The organism is Rhodococcus sp. LMD (genome assembly GCF_056108245.1).
This window is the reverse complement of sequence record NZ_CM148557.1, coordinates 3,864,970-3,884,704: the sequence shown is the minus strand read 5'-3', so window position 1 is coordinate 3,884,704 and position 19,735 is coordinate 3,864,970. Positions and strand designations below refer to the sequence as shown.

Below are 19,735 nucleotides of genomic sequence, written 5' to 3'. Positions count from 1 at the left end.
CCGGCGGGTCAGCCGAGGCGACCGGCGTCCGTGCCCGGGCCGTCGAGCATCGCCGACCCGAGCAGGTGCTCCGGCACGCCGAGGCCCTCGACGAGGGTCGTCACGTGGGGACGCAGGGTCCGGCAGCGCTCGTTGATGCCGCGCAGCACCGCCTTCGCCCGTTCCACCGACAGCTGCCGGTGCTCCATGTACCAGGCCTTGTCCTCGTCGATGACGCTGAGCGCGTACAGATCGCACAGGTCCGACAGCAGCTCGCGGGCCTCCTCGTCGGGACACGACTCGATCCCGGCGACGAACGCCTCGAGCACGACCCGGTCGATGTGGGCGCGCGCCGCGTGCAGCACGTGGTCCTGCACGAAGTTGAAGGCGTCGAACAGGTTCTCCTCGCGGTTCGACGCGGCCTGCAGTCGCCGCGCCGCCGTCGAGAGCAGGTATTGTTCCCGGTCCTCGAACATCGCCATCTGCGTGCCCCGATCGAAGAGGCTGCCGTCCTCCTCGTTGTCCTTCCGGGTGTCGACGAGCGTCTGGAGGATCTGCTGGGCGGCGGTGCGCTTCTTGACGATGTCCGACACCGTGACCGCGGCGAACTTCATCCATTCCACCGGGCTCATGCCGCGGACCTCGTCCGCGTAGGCGGTGAGGAGTTCCTTGGCGACGAGCTGGGTCAGCACGTGGTTGTCGCCCTCGAAGGTGGTGAACACGTCCGTGTCCGCCTTCAGCGCGGTGAGCCGGTTCTCGGCCATGTACCCGGCACCGCCGCAGGCCTCACGGCACTCCTGGATGGCGCGCGTCGCGTGGGCGGTGTTGGCGACCTTCAGCCCGGCGGCGCGGCCCTCGAGCTCACGCTGCTCCTGCGGGTCCACCTCCTCGACGGGCGTGGTCTGGATCCGGTCCATGGTGGAGATCAGCTCGTTCTGCGCGAAGGTCAGCGCATACGACTTGGCGATGAGCGGCAGCAGGCGGCGCTGATGGACCAGATAGTCCATCAGCAGCACTTCCTTCTCGTCGCCGGGGGCGCTGAACTGGCGGCGCTGCAGCGCGTACCGCGTGGCGACCGACAGCGCGACGCGGGCCGCGGCACCGGCCGAGCCGCCGACGGTGACCCGGCCCCGCACGAGCGTGCCCACCATGGTGAAGAAGCGGCGGTTCGGATTCTCGATCGCCGAGACGTAGGTGCCGTCGGGCTCGACGTCGGCGTACCGATTGAGCAGGTTCTCCCGGGGAATCCGCACGTGGTCGAACATGATCCGGCCGTTGTCCACGCCCGGCAGGCCACCCTTGTGGCCGCAGTCGGAGGTGGTGACCCCGGGCAGATCGTCGCCGTTCTCGTCGCGGATCGGCACGACGAAGCAGTGCACGCCCTGGGACTTGCTGCCGGTGATCAGCTGTGCGAACACCGCGGCGACCGTCGCGTGCTGTGCCGCCCCGCCGATGTAGTCCTTGCGCGAGGACGGGGTCGGGGAGTGGACGACGAACTCCTCGGTGCCCGGGTCGTACGAGGCCGTCGTCTCGAGCGACTGGACGTCGGAGCCGTGGCCGGTCTCGGTCATCGCGAAGCAGCCGAGCAGATCGAGATCGATGAGCGGGCCGATGTAGCGGTCGTGGTGCCGGGCCGTGCCGAGATTCTCGATCGCGCCGCCGAACAGACCCCACTGCACACCGGCCTTGACCATCAGGGACAGGTCCGACATGGCGAGCATCTCGATCGACGCCACCGCGCCGCCGGCGTCGCCGCCGCCGCCCACCGCTTTCGCGAAGCCCGCCCGGGCGTAGCCGGATTCCGCGAGCATCCGCATCTGCTTCAGCGTGATCGCCCGGGCCTCGTCCAGGTCCGGTGTGTAGTGCGGGGCGAACTCGGGCCGGTCCAGGTCCGTGCGTGCCCGCTCGCGTGCCTGCCGCCACGCGCCGTCCAGGGTGATGCGGATGTGCTCAGCTGTGGTCGTCATGGACCGACATTAGGACGATTCGAGCCCGTCGTGTGGGTATGTGCGAACGTCGGTATCGGCTGCGGCATGCGCCCAGTCCGTCGGCACGTCCGCGCCCCCTTCCGGACTGACCCGGGTGCCGACGCGCGCGAGCAGCGGAGTCGGGGCGATCGGCCCGGCGAACAGTGCCTGGCCGAGTCCGAAGGTGGTGGCGCGTTGCAGCATCGCCGGGGGGACGTGGGAGAACAGGTGGGACAGCTCCTCGATGTCGGTGCTGCCGTTCATCCGCATCAGGAGCAGGTTGTCGCACTGGGAGACGACGTTCGGATGCACCTTCCCCGGCCGCTGCGTCGCCACGAACAGGTGCAGCCCGAACTTGCGTCCCTCGCCGGCGATGAGCACCCCCAGATCCGCGGTGCTCGACAACAACGGATCCGCCGTGACCGACGGCAGGATGTTGTGGGCCTCGTCCACCACGACGAGCATCGGCAGGCGCCGCCGTCGCAGCATCCACAGCCGGCCCAGCAGCCCGAGGGACACCGCGGCGCGCTCCCCGGGGCTGTTCAGACTGCCGAGATCGATCACGAAGCACCGGCCCGTGCGCACGTCGAGTTCGGCGGCCGAGCGTTCCTCCCCTCGCCGCCACAGCTCCCACGACGCGATCCCCAGATTGTCGATGCGGGTCGCGAGACGCTCCGTCGCGGGGTCCGCCGCCGCCGCGGACCGCACGTCCGCGACGGAGTAGGGCGCGTCGAGGGCAGCGGTGACGCGGCGCAGGGCCGAGTACTCGTCGAGATCGTGCACCGGGTCCAGGCGCAGCAGCAGCGCCTGCGCGACGAGGGGAAGGTCGCTCAGGTCCAGGCACAGCAGGTGGTCGGAGCCGGTGCCGCGGGCCCGTACCACCCGCACTCCGGTGGCGGCCCCGCGATGCCGCTGCGCGGCGGGGGAGTCGTCCTCCGGATCCCGCAGCCGGCCGAGGTGTACGTGGTCGGAGTTGGGGTCGAGCACCACGATCGGCAGGGTCGTCGCGGCGAGCAGCCGCTCGAGGACCGCGCCGGTGGTGTACGTCTTGCCGGAGCCGGACTGGCCGCACATGAAGGTGTGCCGGGCGAAGCCCGCCGGGTGCAGCCGCGCCGCCACGGCCGGGGCGTGCAGCAGGGTGCCGACGTCGAGACTGCCGGTGAGGGCGGCCGCGAGCGTCGCCGTCTCGGCCGCGGTGGCCGGGCGCACATGCCGCTCGGGAAACGGGGCGACTTCCGCCGTGGCGGCGAACCGGTCGTCGCCGAACACGCCCAGCACACTCGCGGACCCCGCCAGCGTCCGCACCATGGCGCGGCCGCGCACGGAGCGCACCGGCAGACCCGGTTCGTCCACGGCGACGTCGACGTCCGCGCCCTCGCGCTCGACGATGCGCACGCTGCGGACCTGCACGGCGAGACGGCGCTCGTCGTCGAGTTCGACGACCGCGAATCCGCCGACCTCCAGGCCGACGTCCACCGGTCCGGTGAGAAGTACCTCACGACCGTCGGCGGACAACGCGGCGGTGACGACCCGGAACCGGTCGGCGAGGGCGGTACGGACGTCGTCGAACGAGACCATGGTCACATTCCTACCGCAACGACCGCCGTTGCAGGGCCCGCGCCTTTTGGCAAATCCCGCGAAACTGGGACACTGGAGGTCGTGACTGCGACCCCCGATGCATCTCGCGCCCGCGACTCCGTTTCCACCGCACTGTTCGACCGGGCGTCGAAGGTGATTCCCGGGGGTGTGAACTCGCCGGTCCGCGCGTTCGGATCGGTCGGCGGCACCCCGCGCTTCGTCGCCTCCGCATCCGGCTGCACCCTGACCGACGTGGACGGCAATTCGTATGTCGACCTGGTGTGTTCGTGGGGGCCGATGATCCTCGGCCATGCGCACCCGGCCGTCGTCGACGCGGTGCGCAGTGCCGCCACGACCGGGCTGTCGTTCGGCGCGCCGACCGCCGGTGAGGTGGAACTCGCCGAGGAGATCGTGGCCCGCATCGAGCCCGTCGAGCAGGTCCGGCTCGTCAACTCCGGTACCGAGGCGACGATGAGTGCGGTGCGACTGGCACGCGGATTCACCGGCCGGACCAAGATCGTCAAGTTCGCGGGCTGTTATCACGGTCACGTCGACGCCCTGCTCGCCGACGCCGGCTCCGGCGTCGCCACCTTCGGGCTGCCGACGTCGCCGGGTGTGACGGGCGCCCAGGCCGAGGACACCATCGTCCTGCCGTACAACGACCTCGAGGCGGTGCGCGCGGCGTTCGCGGCCGAACCGGGGAAGATCGCGGCGGTGATCACCGAAGCCGCGGCCGGCAACATGGGCACCGTCCCGCCGCTGCCCGGCTTCAACGCCGGTCTGCGCGAGCTGACCCGCGAGCACGGCGCGCTGCTGATCATGGACGAGGTGATGACCGGGTTCCGGGCGGGACCGGCCGGGTGGTACGGCATCGACGGCGTCGCCGGTGACCTCATGACGTTCGGCAAGGTGATGAGCGGCGGACTGCCCGCGGCCGCGTTCGGCGGCCGCGCCGACGTGATGGCCCATCTCGCGCCGGCCGGGCCCGTCTACCAGGCCGGCACCCTGTCGGGCAATCCGGTCGCCGTCGCCGCCGGCCTCGCCAGCCTGCGCGCCGCCGACAGCGACGCCTACGCCGCGCTCGACCGCAACGCCACCACCCTCGGACGGATGCTCGGTGAGGCGCTGACGGCGGAGGGCGTGGCCCACCGGGTCCAGTTCGCCGGCACCATGCTCAGCGTGTTCTTCACCGAGGAGCCGGTCACCGACTACGCGCAGGCCAAGGCCGCGCAGACGTGGCGGTTCCCGGCGTTCTTCCATGCCCTGCTCGACCACGGCGTCTACGCCCCGCCGAGCGCGTTCGAGACGTGGTTCGTCTCGTCCGCGCTCGACGACGACGCGTTCTCCCGCATCGCCGACGCACTGCCGCACGCCGCGAAGGCGGCGGCCGCCGCCACCGCCTGAGCGCGCCCCTTCCAGGCCGTCCACACCCGCCGCACACCCGAGGAACTCCCACGTGACCGAACCTGCCCCGTCCGAGACCCGCACCATCGTGCACGTGCTCCGGCACGGCGAGGTGCACAACCCCAGCGGCATCCTCTACGGCCGGCTGCCCGGCTTCCGGCTGTCCGTGACCGGGGAGGCGCAGGCCCGGTCGGTGGCCTCGGCCCTCGCCGACCACGACATCGCGCACATCGTCGCCTCCCCGCTCGAGCGGGCCCAGCAGACCGCCCAGCCCATCGCGGACAAGCACGGCCTGCCGGTGGCGACGGACGAGAACCTCGTCGAGGCGGGCAACCAGTTCGAGGGCCTGCGGGTGGCCGTCGGCGACGGGGCGCTGCGCCGCCCGCGGCACTGGTGGAAGCTGCGCGACCCGTTCACCCCCTCGTGGGGTGAGCCCTACCTGCAGATCGCGCACCGCATGCTGGCCGCGGTCAACGCCGCTCGTGTCGCCGCCGTGGGCCGCGAAGCCGTGTGCGTGAGCCATCAGCTTCCGGTGTGGACCCTCCGCCGCTTCCTCGAGGGGGAACGGCTGTGGCACAACCCGCAGCACCGGCAGTGCAGCCTGGCGTCGCTGACCTCGCTGGTGTACCAGGGCGACACCCTGGTCGACATCGTCTACTCCGAACCGGCCGGGGCCTCGGACCCGACCGTCCACGGCGCATGAGTCGCCGGGCCACGCGACGGGCGGCGCTGGCGGCGACGGCGCTGGCCTGCGGCGTCCTCACCTCGTGCGCCACCGGCGACGACGCCGTCGCCACCGGCGGCACCTTCGACTTCGTCTCGCCGGGCGGTCAGACCCGCATCTTCTACGACCCGCCCGCCGAGCGCGGCACCCTCGGGACGCTCTCGGGGGAGGACCTGATGAACGAGGGCGAGACGATCTCGCTCGACGACTACGCCGGCCAGGTGGTGGTGCTCAACGTGTGGGGCCAGTGGTGCGCCCCGTGCCGTAGCGAGGCCGACGACCTCGAACAGGTCTACGAGGCCACCGAGGATCAGGGCGTGCAGTTCCTCGGCATCAACGTCCGCGACAACCAGCGCGACAAGGCCCAGGACTTCGTCGTCGACAACCGGGTCGGCTACCCGTCGATCTACGACCCGTCGATGCGCTCGCTGCTGGCGCTGGGAGCGAACTACCCGACGTCGGTCGTCCCCACCACCGTCGTCCTCGACCGTGACCACCGCGTCGCGGCGGTCTTCCTCACCGAACTGCTCGCGAGCGATCTGCAGCCCGTCGTCGAGCGGGTCGCCGCGGAAGCCCCCGCCGAGCAGTGACATGGGTGGTGCAGTCGTGAGCAGCAATTCGCTCGTGAGCGAAGCCGTCCTCGCCGCGGGCATCGGGGACACCTTCCAGTCGGTCGCCTCGTCCGGCCCGCTGCTGCTGGCCCTCGGAGCGTGCCTGCTGGCCGGGCTCGTGTCCTTCGCGTCGCCCTGCGTGGTGCCGCTGGTGCCCGGCTACCTGTCCTATCTGGCCGGGGTCGTGGGCGCCGAGGCGCCGGCGGTCACCGCCGCCGAGGCGCGTGGACGCACCACCACCGTCCGCGCCGACGGACGGCTGCGCGTCGCCGGAGCAGCCGCGCTGTTCGTCGCCGGATTCACGGTGGTGTTCGTCCTCGCCACCGCGTCGGTGTTCGGGGCGATCTCCGCGCTCGCCGTCAACCGCGAGCTGCTGATGCGGATCGGCGGGGTGGTCACCATCATGATGGGCCTGGTTTTCGTCGGCCTGATCCCGGCGCTGCAGCGCGACACCCGCCCCGAACCCCGGCGGATCTCCGGCCTGGCCGGCGCGCCGCTGCTCGGCGGCGTCTTCGCCCTCGGCTGGACGCCGTGCCTCGGTCCCACCCTTGCCGGGGTGATCTCCCTGGCCGCCGGCACCGAGGGCGCCACCGCCGCCCGGGGCGTCGCGCTCATCGTGGCGTACTGCCTCGGTCTCGGGTTGCCTTTCGTCGTACTCGCGCTGGGCTCCGCCCGGGCCCTGCGCGGGGTGGGCTGGTTGCGCGCCCACGCCCGCACCGTCCAGCTCGTCGGCGGCTTCATGCTCGTGGCCGTCGGAATCGCCCTCGTCACCGGCGCCTGGGACGTGTTCGTCTCCTGGATCCGGGACGCCTTCATTTCCGAGGTCACGCTCCCCATATGACGGCCACCGACACACCCACCGCCCCACCGTCACCGACCCCGCCGCGGCAGGGCCCGGCCGGTCGCGCCGCGGCGTTCGTCCGCAACACCTGGCGCGGCCTGACGTCGATGCGCACCGCGCTGGTGCTGCTGTTCCTGCTCGCGCTGGCCGCGATCCCCGGCGCCCTGCTGCCGCAGCGCAGCCTCAACGCCGGCAAGGTCGACGAGTACATCGCCGCGCGCCCGACCCTCGGTCCGCTGATGGACCGGCTGGAGCTGTTCGACGTGTTCGGCAGCTTCTGGTTCACCGCGATCTACGTGCTGCTGTTCGTCTCCCTGATCGGCTGCATCCTGCCGCGCTGCACCGAGTACTACCGGGCGCTGCGCACCCGGCCCGTGCCGGCGCCGCGCAACCTGTCGCGACTGGCGCACCATCTCGAGACCACGGTCGACGGCGCCCCGGACGAGGTGCTCGCCCGGGTGCGGGGCCAGCTGCGGGGCTGGCGCGTCGCCGAGCGTGGCGAGACGGCCGCCCGCCGGGGCGCGCGCGACGGGGAACTCACCCTCTCCGCGGAGAAGGGATACCTGCGCGAAGCCGGCAACCTGCTGTTCCACCTCGCGCTGGTGGGGCTGCTCGCCGCGGTCGCGGTGGGCAAGCTGTTCGGCTACGAGGGCCAGCGCATCCTGGTCGCCGACGGTGAGGAGTTCTGCACCAGCTCGCCGGCGGCGTTCGACTCCTTCCGCGCGGGCAACACCCTCGACGGCACGGGCCTGACTCCGATGTGCATCCGCGTGAAGGACTTCTCCGCGGACTATCTCGACAACGGCCAGGCGGAGATGTTCACCTCGAACATCGACTATCAGGCGGGCGCCGACCTGGCGACGAACACCTGGCGCGAGGCCCAGCTGAAGGTCAACCACCCGCTGCGGGTCGGCAGCGACCGCGTCTACCTGCAGGGCCACGGTTTCGCGCCGTCCTTCACGGTGACATGGCCCGACGGCGAGACCCGCACCGAGACGCTGCAGTGGCGACCGGACGACGCGACCACCTTCCTCAGCAGTGGTGCGATGCGGTTCGACCCGCCGGGCGGAATGTACCCGGATGCCGACGAGCGGCGGCGCAACCAGATCGCGATCGAGGGGCTGTTCGCGCCCACCGCGGTGTTCCACGGCAACCTGTTGTCCTCCGGCTACCCGGCGCTGACCGATCCCGCCGTCGCGATCGACATCTACAAGGGCGACACGGGCCTGGACACCGGCACTCCGCAGTCGCTGTTCTCCCTCAACGGCGAGCTGATCAACCAGGGCCGGCTCGTCAAGCAGGACCGCGTGAACCTGTATGCGGGAGAGAGCGTGACACTCGCCGACGGGACGCAGATCCGGTTCGACGGCGCGACCGACTTCGTGAACCTGCAGGTCTCCCACGACCCGGCGCAGACGTGGGTGCTGGTGTCGGCCGTCACGATGATGGCGGGGCTGCTGGTGTCGCTGCTGATCAAACGTCGCCGCGTCTGGGTGCGGGTCTACCCGGCCGGTACAGTGGCCGACGGGGAACGACGTACCGTAGTAGAACTCGGTGGTCTCGCCCGGACCGACCAGGCCGGATGGGGTGACGAGTTCGAGCGTCTGACCGGCCGACTGCTCGGCGACGACACGACCGCACGTGCGAAGGCAGCACAGGAGAAGAAGGCATGACCCTCAACGAGACCCTCGCGCAGTACAGCGACTGGGCGTTCGAATCGGCGTTCGCGGTACTGGTGCTCGCGCTGGTGCTGCTGATCGCCGAGTACGCGTCGCACCGGGCCGACCTCGTCGCCGAGCGCGAGCGCAAACTCGTCGCCGTGGGCGCGGCGGCCGAGCCGCCGCCGGTGCCGGCCGGGCCGGGCCGGGTCGAGGAGGTGGGGGGCCGGACGCTGTCCGAGCGACTCGGCAACATGGGGCGCGCGCTCGTCGTCGTGGTGGCTGCCCTGCAGGTGACGTCGATCGTGCTGCGCGGGCTGTCCACCGAGCGCTTCCCACTCGGCAACATGTACGAGTTCGTGGCCATGGCGTGCGCCGCGGCGGTGCTGTTCGGGCTGGTGGTGCTGCGCAAGCCGGCCTACCGGATCATGTGGGTCTACCTGCTCGTGCCGGTGCTGATCCTGATGTTCCTCGCGGCGACCGTGCTGTACGCCGACGCCGCCCCCGTCGTGCCCGCCCTGCAGTCGTTCTGGCTGCCCATCCACGTGACCATCATCAGCGTCGGCAGCGGCATCTTCCTGGTCTCCGGCGTCGCCAGCCTGCTGTTCCTGCTGCGCATCCGGTTCCCGAAGGGCGAGGAGGGCCGCGGCGTGTTCGGCCGGATCGCCGAACGCCTGCCCGACGCGCAGACCCTGGACCGTCTCGCCTACCGCACCACCATCATCGGGTTCCCGCTGTTCGGTGCCGGCATCATCCTGGGCGCGATCTGGGCCGAGGCCGCGTGGGGCCGGTTCTGGGGCTGGGATCCCAAGGAGACCGTCTCCTTCATCACCTGGGTGATGTACGCGGCGTACCTGCACGCCCGCGCGACGTCGGGCTGGCGCAACACCCGTGCGGCGTGGATCAACGTCGCCGGGTTCGTCGCCATGCTGTTCAACCTCTTCATCATCAACATGGTGGTCTCCGGTCTGCATTCGTACGCCGGCCTGAACTGATCTGTTATCGTCCGCGTCGGCCGGGCCGTGGGGGACCGGGGACGGGGGACGACAGCGTGGTGCCGCAGGAGGGCGAGCGGGCGGGGACAGCACAGCCGTCGGCGCGGGATCTGGACGCGTCGCTGCTCGTGAACCGGGTACAGTCGGCGCCCGCGCGGGGGTGGCGTCGGGCCGTGTACCGCGGCACCGGCGGGCGCATCGATCCGGGCGACGGCCGGCGGGACCGGCAGCGGCGTGAGTTGACAGAGCAGGTGCGCGGACCGCTCCGGGGCTGCTACCGGATCGCACTGCTGAGCTTGAAGGGCGGGGTGGGAAAGACCACTACCACGGTCACGCTCGGATCCACGTTCGCGTCCCTGCGAGGCGACCGGGTGATCGCGGTGGATGCCAACCCCGACCGGGGAACGCTCAGCCAGAAGGTCGCCGACCGGACCTCGGGGACGGTGCGCACGCTGCTGCGCGACGAGGCGAGCATCCGCCGCTACGGCGATGTCCGGGCCCATACGGCACAGAATCGGCATCGGCTCGAGGTGCTGGCCTCGGACAGCGATCCGGCCGTCTCGGAGGCGTTCAGCGCGCGGGACTACGAGCGGACGCTGGCAATCCTCGAACGTTTCCACACGATCGTGCTCACCGACTGCGGCACCGGACTGATGCACTCGGCGATGCGGGCGATCCTCGAGAACGCGGACACACTGGTGGTGGTCAGTTCCGGCTCGGTGGACGGTGCGCGCAGCGCCTCGGCGACGCTGGACTGGCTCGACGCCCACGGCTACCGGGCCCTCGTGGCCCGTTCCGTGGCTGTGGTCAACGCCGTGCGGCCCCGGTCCGGCAAGGTGGACGTGGACCGGTTGGTCGAGCACTTCGCGCGGCGCTGCCGCGCCGTCCACGTGCTGCCGTTCGATCCGCACCTCGAGGAGGGCGCGGAGGTCGACCTGGCCCGGCTGCAGCCACGCACCCGGCGGGCGCTGCTGGAACTGGCGGCGGGGGTCGCCGCCGACTTTCCGCGCCGAGGCGGCCTCGGCGAGCGCAGCGACGGGGCATGAACCTGGGCGAGCGCAGCGACGGGGCATGACCCTGGGCGAGCGCAGCGACGGGGGATGACCCTGGGCGAGCGCAGCGACGGGGGATGACCCCTGCGAGCGCAGCGAGGGATCACTCCGGCGCGAGCGCAGCGACGGAGCGGGCGCCGCGGCCCGAGGTCAGTCTCCGGGGTCCTGATCGGGGCCGGGGGTGCCGTCGGTGGACCTGCGACGGAACTCCCGGTCGACCTTCCAGAGGAAGTCCGGGTCGTCGTCGGGGCCGATCACGCGGGTGGGCTGGGAGCGAAGTCCGGGACCGAACGCCTTCCACAGCAGCACCGCAATCGTGAGGGCACCGACTATGGCCAACAGGTAGAGCACCACGCACCTCCTCGCCGCGAGCAGTCCGCCGGCGTTTCCGCGGCCGGCCGGGCCTGCTCCTTCAGTCTATTCGTTGTGACGAGGGTGCCGGTGCGCCCCGGGTCCCCGATGCGGCGTGGGCCCGGGTCAGCGGGTGGCTTCGGTGGTGAGGGAGCGCAGCAGCGCCAGCACCTCGGACTCCCGGAAGCGGCGGTGCCCGCCCGGGGTTCGCAGCGAGCCGAGCCGGCCGGCGTGGGCCCAGCGGGTGACCGTCTTCGGGTCCACGTGGAACAGCGCCGCGACCTGGCCGGGGGTCAGCAGTGATTCCTTCGCGCCGTTGAATGCGGGTGCGCTCATCGATGGTCCTTCCGGGTGTTTCGTCTCGTTCGGATCGTCGTGGCCATGTTGACACCGAATACCCTGGTTGCTCGAACGGTCTACGGTTGGTAAAGCGGAAGTAATAGACAAAACGGACGGTCGACCAGATGGGCCGCGGCGCGCGGCGGTTACCCTGGACGGGTGAGTGAAGCATCGCAGAACCGTCCTGACCAGCCCGGAAATCCCGGCCGGCCCGGCAACGCCGGCACCGACAGAGGCACCCTGGCCCGGGACGTCGCCCTCTACTCGCTGGCCCGGCTGGGCCTCGTCCTCGTGCTCGCCGTGGTGATCCTCTACCTTCCCCGCCTGTTCGGGGTGGAGATCCCGTTGCTGGTCGCCGCGCTCTTCGCGGTGCTGATCGCGCTGCCGCTCTCGCTCGTCGTGTTCGCGCCGCTGCGCCGCCGGGTGAACGCGGGCATCGCATCCGTCGACGCGCGCCGACGCGCCGACCGGGCCGACCTCCAGTCCCGGCTGCGTGGCGAGGATCGTTAGGTGAGCGAAGGCGTCGTCGACCGCAGTGCGTCGCGGGAGTGGGTGGATCGTGCCGTCCAGCTGATCGAGGCCGACTCCCAGCGCAGCGCCGACACGCATCTCCTGCGCTATCCGCTGCCTCCCGAGTGGGGCGTGCAGCTGTACCTCAAGGACGAGTCCACGCACATCACCGGCAGCTTGAAGCACCGGCTCGCGCGATCGCTGTTCCTCTACGCCATCTGCAACGGCTGGGTGCGTGCGGACACCCCGATCATCGAGGCGTCGTCCGGCTCGACCGCCGTCAGCGAGGCGTACTTCGCGAAGCTGCTCGGCCTCGACTTCGTCGCGGTCATGCCGCGGAGCACCAGTCCGGCCAAGGTTGCGCTCATCGAGGCGCAGGGTGGGCAGTGCCACTTCGTCGACCGGCCGCCGGAGATCTATGCCGAGGCGCGCCGGCTCGCCGCCGAGCTGGGCGGTCACTACATGGACCAGTTCACGCACGCGGAACGAGCCACCGACTGGCGCGGCAACAACAACATCGCCGAATCGATCTTCACCCAGCTGCAGCTCGAGGAACATCCGATCCCGGAGTGGATCGTCGTCGGCGCCGGCACCGGCGGCACCAGCGCCACCGTCGGCCGGTACATCCGGTACCGCCGGCACCGTACCCGGCTGGCCGTCGTCGATCCCGAGAACTCCGCGTTCTACGGCGGGTACGAGACGGGATCGGCGGACTACACGACGGGCATGCCGTCGCGGATCGAGGGCATCGGACGGCCCCGCGTGGAGCCGTCGTTCGTCGGGCAGGTGGTGGATCGGATGATCCGGGTGCCGGACGCCGCCTCGATCGCCGCGATGCGTCACGCGAGCGAAGCGCTGGGCCGCCGCGTCGGGGGCTCGACCGGGACCAATCTCTGGGGTGCGTTCGGCCTGATCGCGGCGATGATCGCCGACGGCCGGCACGGCAGCGTCGTCACCCTCCTGTGCGACGGCGGGGAACGCTACGCGGGTACCTATTTCGACGACGAGTGGGTGGCCGGGGAGGGTCTGGACCTCGCCGGCCCGACCGCGACGCTCGAGAAGTTCGCGGCCACCGGCAGATGGGCGGCCTGAGCCTCGCCGCCCCGGACCCTACGAGTCCGTAGCCTACGGGTGCGTAGGTTCGGTATCGTGAGGACATGGAGCGCCCCGCCGTGTCCCTGGACAACTACGAAGCCGTGTACGACTTCTACCTCGGGCACCGGCAGAGCCGGCCCGTCGCCCGGGCGGCCTACGCCCTGCTCGCCGCTCGGTATCGCCCCCGGGTGTGCTGCGCAGGGGACGTCCGCGATCGTCTCCGCGAACTCGTGCGGGGCGGGACGCCCCTGCTGATCGTCGCCAACCATCTCACCCACAGCGATCAGTACGTCCTCGCCGCGACGGCGTGGCGCTCGCCGCTGCGCCCGGTGATCGGCAGGACGCGGGTGCTGGCGAAGGACGAGCTGTTCGCCGACGAGTCACGACGCCGCAAGGTCGACATGATGGGTGGGATCCCGGTCTTCCGGGCCAAGAACCACGGCCTGCGGGCGGTCTCCGACGCCGGACGCCGGATGATGGACGTCTCCGCCGCCCGGCTGCATCGCGGCGACAGTGTCGCGATCTTCCCGGAGGGCACCTGCAACGAGGGCGACCCCACGCGGTTGCAGCCGCTCGGGACCGGCATCGGCCACATCGTCCGCCGGGCGCGCGACCTGGGGGCGCAGCCCGCCCTGGTGTGCGTCGGGATCGGATACGGGCCGGACAAGGACCCGTCGCGTCCGGCGAGTGTGTTCCTCACCGGCCCGGTCACCGACCTCGACGGCAGGGTCCGTGACGTCACGCGCCTGGTGCAGGACGAACTACAGCGTGCCGTGGACGCTGCCGTCGCGCGGTACTGATCGGGTGGCCGGACCCGTCCTGTCAACTTGTCTTGACGTTCGCCGGTTGTCAACGTAAATTGACGGCATGACCGAGGCCACCACGCTCGCCGCCGCCGCCGGAAGCCCCGATCCCGCGGAGGGGCTGCGGGCGGTGCGCGCCCTGCGACGGTTGCTCGAGCGGCTCGAGGCGATCCAGGTCGACAACGCCCGCCGGCAGGGCTGGTCGTGGCAGGCGATCGCCGATGCGCTCGAGGTGAGCAGGCAGGCCGTCCACCAGAAGTACAACCGGAAGCGTGGGTGATCCGCCGTGTTCGAACGATTCACCGCCGGCGCGCGAGCCGCCGTCGTCACCGCGCAGGAAGAGGCCCGGGAGCTGGACGCCCGACGGATCGAGCCGGCCCACCTGCTGCTCGGCGTCCTCGGCACCGCGGACACGACGCTCCGTGACCTGCTCGCCGACCTGGGTCTCACCGCCGGGACCGTGCGCAGCGAACTGGTCCGGGACGCCGGGATGCTCGGCGACGAGGACGCCGCCGCGCTCGGCGCCATCGGCATCGACCTCGATTCCGTCCGGGCGAGGCTCGAGGAGAGCTTCGGCGAGGGCGTCCTCGATCGGGGACCAGGCGGCGGCCGGCGGGGACCGTTCGCGCGGCATCTGCCGTTCCATCCTGCCGCGAAGAAGTCCCTGCAACTCGCCCTGCGGGAAGCTCTCGCGCGGCGGGACCGCGTCATCGGCTGCGAGCACCTGCTGCTCGGAATCCTGCGCTCCGACGACGATCGTGCCCGCACGCTGGTCGAGTCACACGTCCCCCGCAGGGTCCTGCGCGACCGTCTGCGTGACTACCGGGGCCGGGCGGCCTGACCGTCCGGGATTCGCGACGGCGTCCCCGGGGGCCGGATGTGGAACAGTGTCGGCATGATCAACTTCCTGGTCCGGCTGGTCCTCAACGCCGTCGCCATCTGGCTGGCGGCCCAGTGGGTCTCCGGCATCGACTTCACGGGATCCGGCACCGGCGCCACCGACGAGATCATCGCCCTGCTGGTGATCGCGCTCGTCTTCACCGTCGTCAACGCATTCGTCAAGCCGCTCGTGCAGTTGCTGTCGCTACCGCTGCTCATCCTGACGCTGGGTCTGTTCACCCTCGTCGTGAACGCGCTGATGCTCCTGCTCACCGCATGGCTGAGCGAGTTCACCGACTACGGTCTGACCGTCGAGGGCTTCTGGACCGCGTTCTGGGGCGCCCTGATCATCTCGATCGTCAACTGGGCGCTCGGCCTGCTGGTGCCCGACCGGAAGTGAGGTTTGCGGGCGCGACCGCTCAGGCGACGAACAGCGCCGCCGCGGTCGCGACGGCCCAGGCCAGCATCGCCACGCCCGAGTCCCGCAGCGCCGGGATCAGGTGCATACCGAGACCACCGGATCGCACCGGTGCGTGGGCACGCACCGCGAACGGCAGCGCGAGCAGGCCCGCCAGCGCCCACGGCGTGCGCGCCACCAGGGCCAGCGACGCCACGAACGGCACGGCCAGCAGGATCAGGTGCAGCGTCCGGGTCCGCGGGTCGCCCAACCGCACCGCGAGCGTGCGCTTGCCCGAGACGGTGTCGGTGGGGATGTCGCGCAGGTTGTTGGCCACCAGCACCGCGCTCGAGAACGAACCCACTGCCACCGCGCACGCCAGCCCGACCCAGTCGATCCGGCCGGCCTGCACGAACTGCGTGCCCGACACGGCGACCAGCCCGAAGAACACGAACACCGCGACCTCGCCGAACCCGCTGTAGCCGTAGGGACTGCGGCCGCCGGTGTAGTACCAGGCGCCGGCGATGCACACCGCACCGACCAGGAGCAGCCACCACGCGCTCGTGAGCGCCAGCGCGATCCCGGCGATCGCGCCCACTCCGAAGCACGCGAACGCGGCCCGCTTGACCGCGGCCGGCGCCGCCGCGCCCGAACCCACCAGCCGCAGCGGACCGACGCGGTCGTCGTCGGTCCCGCGGATGCCGTCGGAGTAGTCGTTGGCGAAGTTGACCCCGACGATCAGCGCGAGCGCGACCACCAACGCCAGCAGCGCCTTCCACCACACCGCGCCGTCGAGCGCGGCTGCGGCGCCGGTACCGGCGACGACCGGGGCGATCGCGTTGGGAAGTGTGCGCGGACGGGCGCCTTCGAGCCATTGACCAGCGGTTGCCATGCGTCGATCCTGCCATCGAGCGAATAGGGCATCCCGCCGGGCCGAGGAGACGACCGAGGGAGATGACCGATCCGCCCGCTCGGCCGTGACGGGTCGACCTACGAGAACCGGGCGACCAGCGCCCGCCGGTCCACCTTGCCGGGGCCGCGCAACGGCAGGGCGGGGACGACGTACAGCGCCCGCGGGGCCGCGGTGACGTCCAGCGAGGCGCTCGTCCAGGCTCGCAGTTCGTCGAGGGTGGGGGAGGCGCCGGCCTCCGGGACGACGACGACCGCCACCCGCTGGCCGAGCCGCGGATCGGGCAGGCCGATCACGGCGCACTCGCGGACCGCGGGGTGCTCGAGCAGGACGGCCTCGACGACCTGCGGCACGACGGTGAGGCCGCCCGTGGAGACGGCCTCGTCCAGGCGCCCCAGGATGCGCAGGATCCCGTCGGCGAGTTCGCCCGCGTCGTCCGTGCGGAACCAGCCGGGCTCCGCGAACGCCGGATGATCGGGCAGACCACGGTAGCCGCGGGCAAGGGTGACCCCGCCGAGCCACACCCGGGACTGCGCGTCGACCCGGACCGTGGTCCCGGCCAGCGGGACGCCGTCGTACACGCACCCGCCGCACGTCTCGCTCATCCCGTAGGTGCGGACCACGGTGATCCCGGCGTCCCGCGCCCGGCGCAGGGCCGGAGCGGGCGTGGCGGCACCGCCCAGCAGGATCGCATCCAGCTCGGCGAGAGCCGCGACGGCGGCCGGGTGATCGAGGGCCTTGATCAGCTGGGTGGGCACCAGCGACGTGTAGCGCCGTCCTGCGGGCATCGCGGCGATCGCCGCGGGCAACCGGACCGGATCGAAGCCGCCGGCGACGTCGATCACCACGGGCCTGGTTCCCGCCAGCAGGCCCCGCAGCAGCACCTGCATGCCGGCGATGTGGTGGGCGGGCAGCGCCAGCAGCCACGAGCCGGGCCCGCCGAGACGCTCGTGCGTGGCGTCCCCGCTGGCCCGCAGCGCTGCGGCGGTCAACTGGGCGCCCTTCGGGGTGCCCGTGGTGCCCGAGGTGGCGACGACGAGACCGATGCCGTCGTCGACGGGTTCGCCCGGGCGCAGGGCCCCGGTCAGTCGCCGGATCTCCCGGTCGTCGGCGGCCGGCACCGGGAGCAGGGCCGGTCCGTCGCCGTCGAGCATGCGCCGGAGTGCGGGCAGGACCGCCTGCACGGCGTCGCCGGAGGGGACTGGCAGCACCTCGAGGTTCATGTGGCGGGGCCGGTGAGGGGCCATCCTCCGGTCTCGAGGTGCCGGCGCACCCGATCGATGTCCTGTTCGAGCGGCATCTCGTTGGTGATCTTCGTGATCAGCACGGCGATGTCCGTCTTCGAGATGGGCAGGTCCCCGTCGTCGACGAGGGCGTGCGCGACCTGGTCGACCTCGTCCTCCGACAGCCGCCGGCTGAGCAGCGCGAACAGCGGCACGTAGTCCTGTTCCGGCACGCCCTCCGGATAACCGGCACGCAGCCATTCGATGATGGAGGTGAGGAACGGCGGAAGCGTCACGGGGGCACCTCCTCAGTCCGTCCCGTCGTCGCCGGTCACCACGGTCCCGTCCTCGGCGACCACCGGCCAGCCCCCCGCGGCGAGGTGCCCGGCGACTCGTTCGAGGTCCTCCTCCGACGGTTCCTCGTGGAGCACGCCGGCGATGATCTGCTTGAGCGTGTCGTAGTCGACGTGGCGCTCGGGATGCTCGTGGGCCGTGGCGATCGACATCTCGCACACTTCGGCGATCTCCTCGTCCGTCAGACGCCGGCGCAGCACGGCGAGCAGCGCGAAGTGATCCTTGGCCGGGATGCCTTCCGGGTAGCCGGCACGCAGCCAGTCGAGGACCGAACGGAGCGAGTACTTGGACAATGTCGTTCTTTCGTGGGACGGACGGCGGGGCGGTGGCTCAGAAGAGGTCGAGGCCGAAGGTGCTCGACAGGAAATCCGAGGCCAGCAACAGTATCCCCGCGACGATCGCGATCAGCACGACGGCGAAGCAGACGACGGCACCGGCGATGCCGAGCGGGTTCGGCCGGGCCTGCTCACCTGCGCGACCCGCCACGAGCGAGCGCATGCCGAGCGCGAAGACCGCCGGCAGGCCCGCCCCGAAGAAGAGGCCGACGAGGACGACCTGCCACAGCGAGCTCAGGGTGTTCGTCAACAGGGTCACGGGCGTCCCTCCGTGGGAGTGGTCGGTGCGGCCGGCACGTCCTCGGGCGCCGGGGCCGGGGCCGGGGTCTGCGCGGGAGCGAGCTTGCCGTCCCACTCCGCGGTGACGTTTGAGGCGTCGATCGGCTGCCGGCGCGAGCGCACGTACATCAGCAGCGACAGCGCGCACAGCACCGCGAACACCACCACCACACCCGGCAGGCCGCCGATCAGATGGGCCAGCCCCCAGCACAACGCGCCGACGAGAGCCGCCGACGGCAGGGTGATCAGCCAGGCGACGGCCATGCGGCCCGCGACGCCCCAGCGCACGTTCGCCGAGCGGGTGCCCAGACCGGACCCCAGGATCGACCCGGTCGCCACGTGGGTGGTCGACAGGGGCAGGCCGAAGTGGCTCGAGGTGAGGATGATCGCGGCCGACGACGACTCGGCCGCCATGCCCTGCGGGGGTGCGATCTCCACCAGCCCCTTGCCGAGCGTGCGGATGATGCGCCAGCCGCCGAGGTACGTGCCCAGGGCGATCGCGACGGCGCAGGAGAACTTCACCCAGAACGGCATCTCCGCGTCGGCGGTGATGCTGCCGTGCGCGACGAGCGCCAGGAAGATCACGCCCATCGTCTTCTGCGCATCGTTGGTGCCGTGCGCGAGCGAGACCAGCGAGGCCGAGCCGATCTGGCCGATGCGGAAGCCGTGACCGCGCGTCTCGTCGGGCACCGCGCGGGTGATGCGGTGCACGGACCAGGTGCCCACCGTGGCGACGAGGGCCGCGACCACCGGCGCCAGCAGCGCCGGAATGATCACCTTGCCGATCACTCCGTCCCACACCACGCCGCCGATTCCGAGCGACGCCAGGGCCGCGCCGATGAGGCCGCCGAACAGCGCGTGCGACGAGCTCGACGGCAGGCCGAACAGCCACGTCGCGAGGTTCCAGAGGATGCCGCCGACGAGACCGGCGAACACGATGAGCAGCAGGGCCTCGCCGCCGGTGCTGTCCAGGTTCACGACGCCCTTGGCGACCGTTGCGGCGACCTCGACCGACAGGAACGCGCCGACCAGGTTCAGCGAGGCGGAGAGGGCGACCGCGACCTTCGGTTTCAGGGCGCCGGTGGCGATCGATGTCGCCATCGCGTTCCCGGTGTCGTGGAAGCCGTTGGTGAAGTCGAATGCGAGGGCAGTGACTACCACCACCAGGAGGACGACAAGCTCTGCGGTCACATCTGCCGATTGTGAGGTAGCCGGTGGGTAAAAGTACAGCGACGGGTCGGTGAACACCGACACCTCGACGGTTCCGCCGGTGGCAGGGTGCCCGCGGCGGTTCCCCGCTGTGCGGAGATTCACTCACCGATCGGTGTGTGACCGACTTCACCGCAGGTCTCACTGACCGGGAATCCCACGTCGCGGCCTCCGCGGCCCTGGCTAGCTTTCGCCGCACCACCCCTCCCGCGCCGACCGCCGGACAGGGGTTGCTGTGACGA

22 protein-coding genes and 1 pseudogene are annotated in these 19,735 nt (G+C 71.4%); 13 read left to right on the top strand and 10 right to left on the bottom strand.

The genetic code is table 11. The features are described from left to right. Nucleotides 1–8 precede the first annotated feature (8 nt). Together ACWPQI_RS17705 and ACWPQI_RS17700 are read right to left on the bottom strand one after the other, a co-directional pair. On the bottom strand, nucleotides 9–1,946 hold the full coding sequence (locus ACWPQI_RS17705; protein WP_474738413.1) for an acyl-CoA dehydrogenase family protein: 1,938 nt from the start codon (nucleotides 1,944–1,946) through the stop codon (nucleotides 9–11). 9 nt (nucleotides 1,947–1,955) lie between these two features. After that, nucleotides 1,956–3,524: an ATP-binding protein gene (locus ACWPQI_RS17700; RefSeq protein ID WP_010592065.1), complete on the bottom strand. Its 1,569-nt coding sequence runs from the start codon at nucleotides 3,522–3,524 to the stop codon at nucleotides 1,956–1,958. A gap of 81 nt (nucleotides 3,525–3,605) precedes the next feature. Here ACWPQI_RS17700 and hemL point away from each other — a divergent pair, with 81 nt between their 5' ends. The 7 genes and pseudogenes from hemL to ACWPQI_RS17665 form a co-directional block, all read left to right on the top strand. After that, nucleotides 3,606–4,928 carry a glutamate-1-semialdehyde 2,1-aminomutase gene (gene hemL / locus ACWPQI_RS17695; RefSeq protein ID WP_010592064.1) on the top strand — a complete coding sequence of 441 codons (1,323 nt, stop codon included), beginning with the start codon at nucleotides 3,606–3,608 and terminating at the stop codon, nucleotides 4,926–4,928. A gap of 52 nt (nucleotides 4,929–4,980) precedes the next feature. Then, nucleotides 4,981–5,631 carry a histidine phosphatase family protein gene (locus ACWPQI_RS17690; protein WP_003937572.1) on the top strand — a complete coding sequence of 217 codons (651 nt, stop codon included), beginning with the start codon at nucleotides 4,981–4,983 and terminating at the stop codon, nucleotides 5,629–5,631. Beyond that, nucleotides 5,628–6,242: a TlpA disulfide reductase family protein gene (locus ACWPQI_RS17685; RefSeq protein ID WP_040271939.1), complete on the top strand. Its 615-nt coding sequence runs from the start codon at nucleotides 5,628–5,630 to the stop codon at nucleotides 6,240–6,242. The genes ACWPQI_RS17690 and ACWPQI_RS17685 overlap by 4 nt, the downstream gene beginning before the upstream one ends. A gap of 1 nt (nucleotide 6,243) precedes the next feature. Next, nucleotides 6,244–7,104 carry a cytochrome c biogenesis CcdA family protein gene (locus ACWPQI_RS17680; protein ID WP_474738412.1) on the top strand — a complete coding sequence of 287 codons (861 nt, stop codon included), beginning with the start codon at nucleotides 6,244–6,246 and terminating at the stop codon, nucleotides 7,102–7,104. Continuing rightward, nucleotides 7,101–8,777: a cytochrome c biogenesis protein ResB gene (gene resB / locus ACWPQI_RS17675; RefSeq protein WP_017680036.1), complete on the top strand. Its 1,677-nt coding sequence runs from the start codon at nucleotides 7,101–7,103 to the stop codon at nucleotides 8,775–8,777. The genes ACWPQI_RS17680 and resB overlap by 4 nt, the downstream gene beginning before the upstream one ends. After that, complete coding sequence (ccsB, locus tag ACWPQI_RS17670) at nucleotides 8,774–9,757, top strand: c-type cytochrome biogenesis protein CcsB (RefSeq protein ID WP_010592060.1); 984 nt, start codon at nucleotides 8,774–8,776, stop codon at nucleotides 9,755–9,757. The genes resB and ccsB overlap by 4 nt, the downstream gene beginning before the upstream one ends. A 35-nt stretch (nucleotides 9,758–9,792) precedes the next feature. Beyond that, a pseudogene (locus ACWPQI_RS17665) lies at nucleotides 9,793–10,803 on the top strand (MinD/ParA family ATP-binding protein); the annotation flags it as partial. Between the two features lie 156 nt (nucleotides 10,804–10,959). Here ACWPQI_RS17665 and ACWPQI_RS17660 read toward each other — a convergent pair. Then, nucleotides 10,960–11,160, bottom strand: a complete 201-nt coding sequence (locus ACWPQI_RS17660; protein WP_010592058.1) for a hypothetical protein — start codon at nucleotides 11,158–11,160, stop codon at nucleotides 10,960–10,962. A gap of 126 nt (nucleotides 11,161–11,286) precedes the next feature. Further along, nucleotides 11,287–11,496 (bottom strand): BldC family transcriptional regulator, encoded by a 210-nt coding sequence (locus ACWPQI_RS17655; protein WP_006935908.1) that lies wholly within the window; start codon nucleotides 11,494–11,496, stop codon nucleotides 11,287–11,289. 243 nt (nucleotides 11,497–11,739) lie between these two features. Between ACWPQI_RS17655 and ACWPQI_RS17650 the strand changes: the two genes are divergently transcribed. From ACWPQI_RS17650 to ACWPQI_RS17625, 6 genes are all read left to right on the top strand, one after another. Continuing rightward, a complete protein-coding gene (locus ACWPQI_RS17650; RefSeq protein ID WP_172603578.1) occupies nucleotides 11,740–12,009 on the top strand; it encodes a DUF4229 domain-containing protein in 270 nt (89 codons plus the stop codon). After that, on the top strand, nucleotides 12,010–13,101 hold the full coding sequence (cds1, locus tag ACWPQI_RS17645) for an L-cysteine desulfhydrase Cds1 (protein WP_017680034.1): 1,092 nt from the start codon (nucleotides 12,010–12,012) through the stop codon (nucleotides 13,099–13,101). A 65-nt stretch (nucleotides 13,102–13,166) separates the two neighbouring features. Beyond that, nucleotides 13,167–13,904 carry a lysophospholipid acyltransferase family protein gene (locus ACWPQI_RS17640; RefSeq protein ID WP_010592054.1) on the top strand — a complete coding sequence of 246 codons (738 nt, stop codon included), beginning with the start codon at nucleotides 13,167–13,169 and terminating at the stop codon, nucleotides 13,902–13,904. 67 nt (nucleotides 13,905–13,971) lie between these two features. Next, nucleotides 13,972–14,187, top strand: a complete 216-nt coding sequence (locus ACWPQI_RS17635) for a hypothetical protein (RefSeq protein WP_003937583.1) — start codon at nucleotides 13,972–13,974, stop codon at nucleotides 14,185–14,187. Nucleotides 14,188–14,193: 6 nt separating this feature from the next. Continuing rightward, entirely contained in the window at nucleotides 14,194–14,748 is a 555-nt protein-coding gene (locus tag ACWPQI_RS17630) for a Clp protease N-terminal domain-containing protein (RefSeq protein ID WP_010592053.1), read from the top strand. 54 nt (nucleotides 14,749–14,802) lie between these two features. Beyond that, the gene (locus tag ACWPQI_RS17625; RefSeq protein ID WP_010592052.1) at nucleotides 14,803–15,186 is read left to right on the top strand and encodes a phage holin family protein; all 384 of its coding nucleotides are present in this window, start codon (nucleotides 14,803–14,805) and stop codon (nucleotides 15,184–15,186) included. 19 nt (nucleotides 15,187–15,205) lie between these two features. On the opposite strand, the gene ACWPQI_RS17620 is transcribed toward ACWPQI_RS17625, so the two are convergent. The 6 genes from ACWPQI_RS17620 to ACWPQI_RS17595 all read right to left on the bottom strand — a co-directional run bounded on the left by ACWPQI_RS17620 (nucleotide 15,206) and on the right by ACWPQI_RS17595 (nucleotide 19,475). Then, nucleotides 15,206–16,075, bottom strand: a complete 870-nt coding sequence (locus ACWPQI_RS17620) for a 1,4-dihydroxy-2-naphthoate polyprenyltransferase (RefSeq protein ID WP_010592051.1) — start codon at nucleotides 16,073–16,075, stop codon at nucleotides 15,206–15,208. 98 nt (nucleotides 16,076–16,173) lie between these two features. Next, a complete protein-coding gene (menE, locus tag ACWPQI_RS17615; RefSeq protein ID WP_010592050.1) occupies nucleotides 16,174–17,316 on the bottom strand; it encodes an o-succinylbenzoate--CoA ligase in 1,143 nt (380 codons plus the stop codon). Beyond that, nucleotides 17,313–17,612 carry a DUF3349 domain-containing protein gene (locus ACWPQI_RS17610; RefSeq protein ID WP_010592049.1) on the bottom strand — a complete coding sequence of 100 codons (300 nt, stop codon included), beginning with the start codon at nucleotides 17,610–17,612 and terminating at the stop codon, nucleotides 17,313–17,315. Before ACWPQI_RS17610 ends, menE begins: the two co-directional genes overlap by 4 nt. Nucleotides 17,613–17,624: 12 nt before the next feature. Beyond that, nucleotides 17,625–17,963, bottom strand: a complete 339-nt coding sequence (locus ACWPQI_RS17605; RefSeq protein WP_010592048.1) for a DUF3349 domain-containing protein — start codon at nucleotides 17,961–17,963, stop codon at nucleotides 17,625–17,627. Between the two features lie 37 nt (nucleotides 17,964–18,000). Beyond that, nucleotides 18,001–18,264, bottom strand: a complete 264-nt coding sequence (locus ACWPQI_RS17600) for a hypothetical protein (RefSeq protein WP_017680030.1) — start codon at nucleotides 18,262–18,264, stop codon at nucleotides 18,001–18,003. Continuing rightward, a complete protein-coding gene (locus ACWPQI_RS17595) occupies nucleotides 18,261–19,475 on the bottom strand; it encodes an inorganic phosphate transporter (protein WP_010592046.1) in 1,215 nt (404 codons plus the stop codon). The genes ACWPQI_RS17600 and ACWPQI_RS17595 overlap by 4 nt, the downstream gene beginning before the upstream one ends. Between the last annotated feature and the right edge of the window lie 260 nt (nucleotides 19,476–19,735).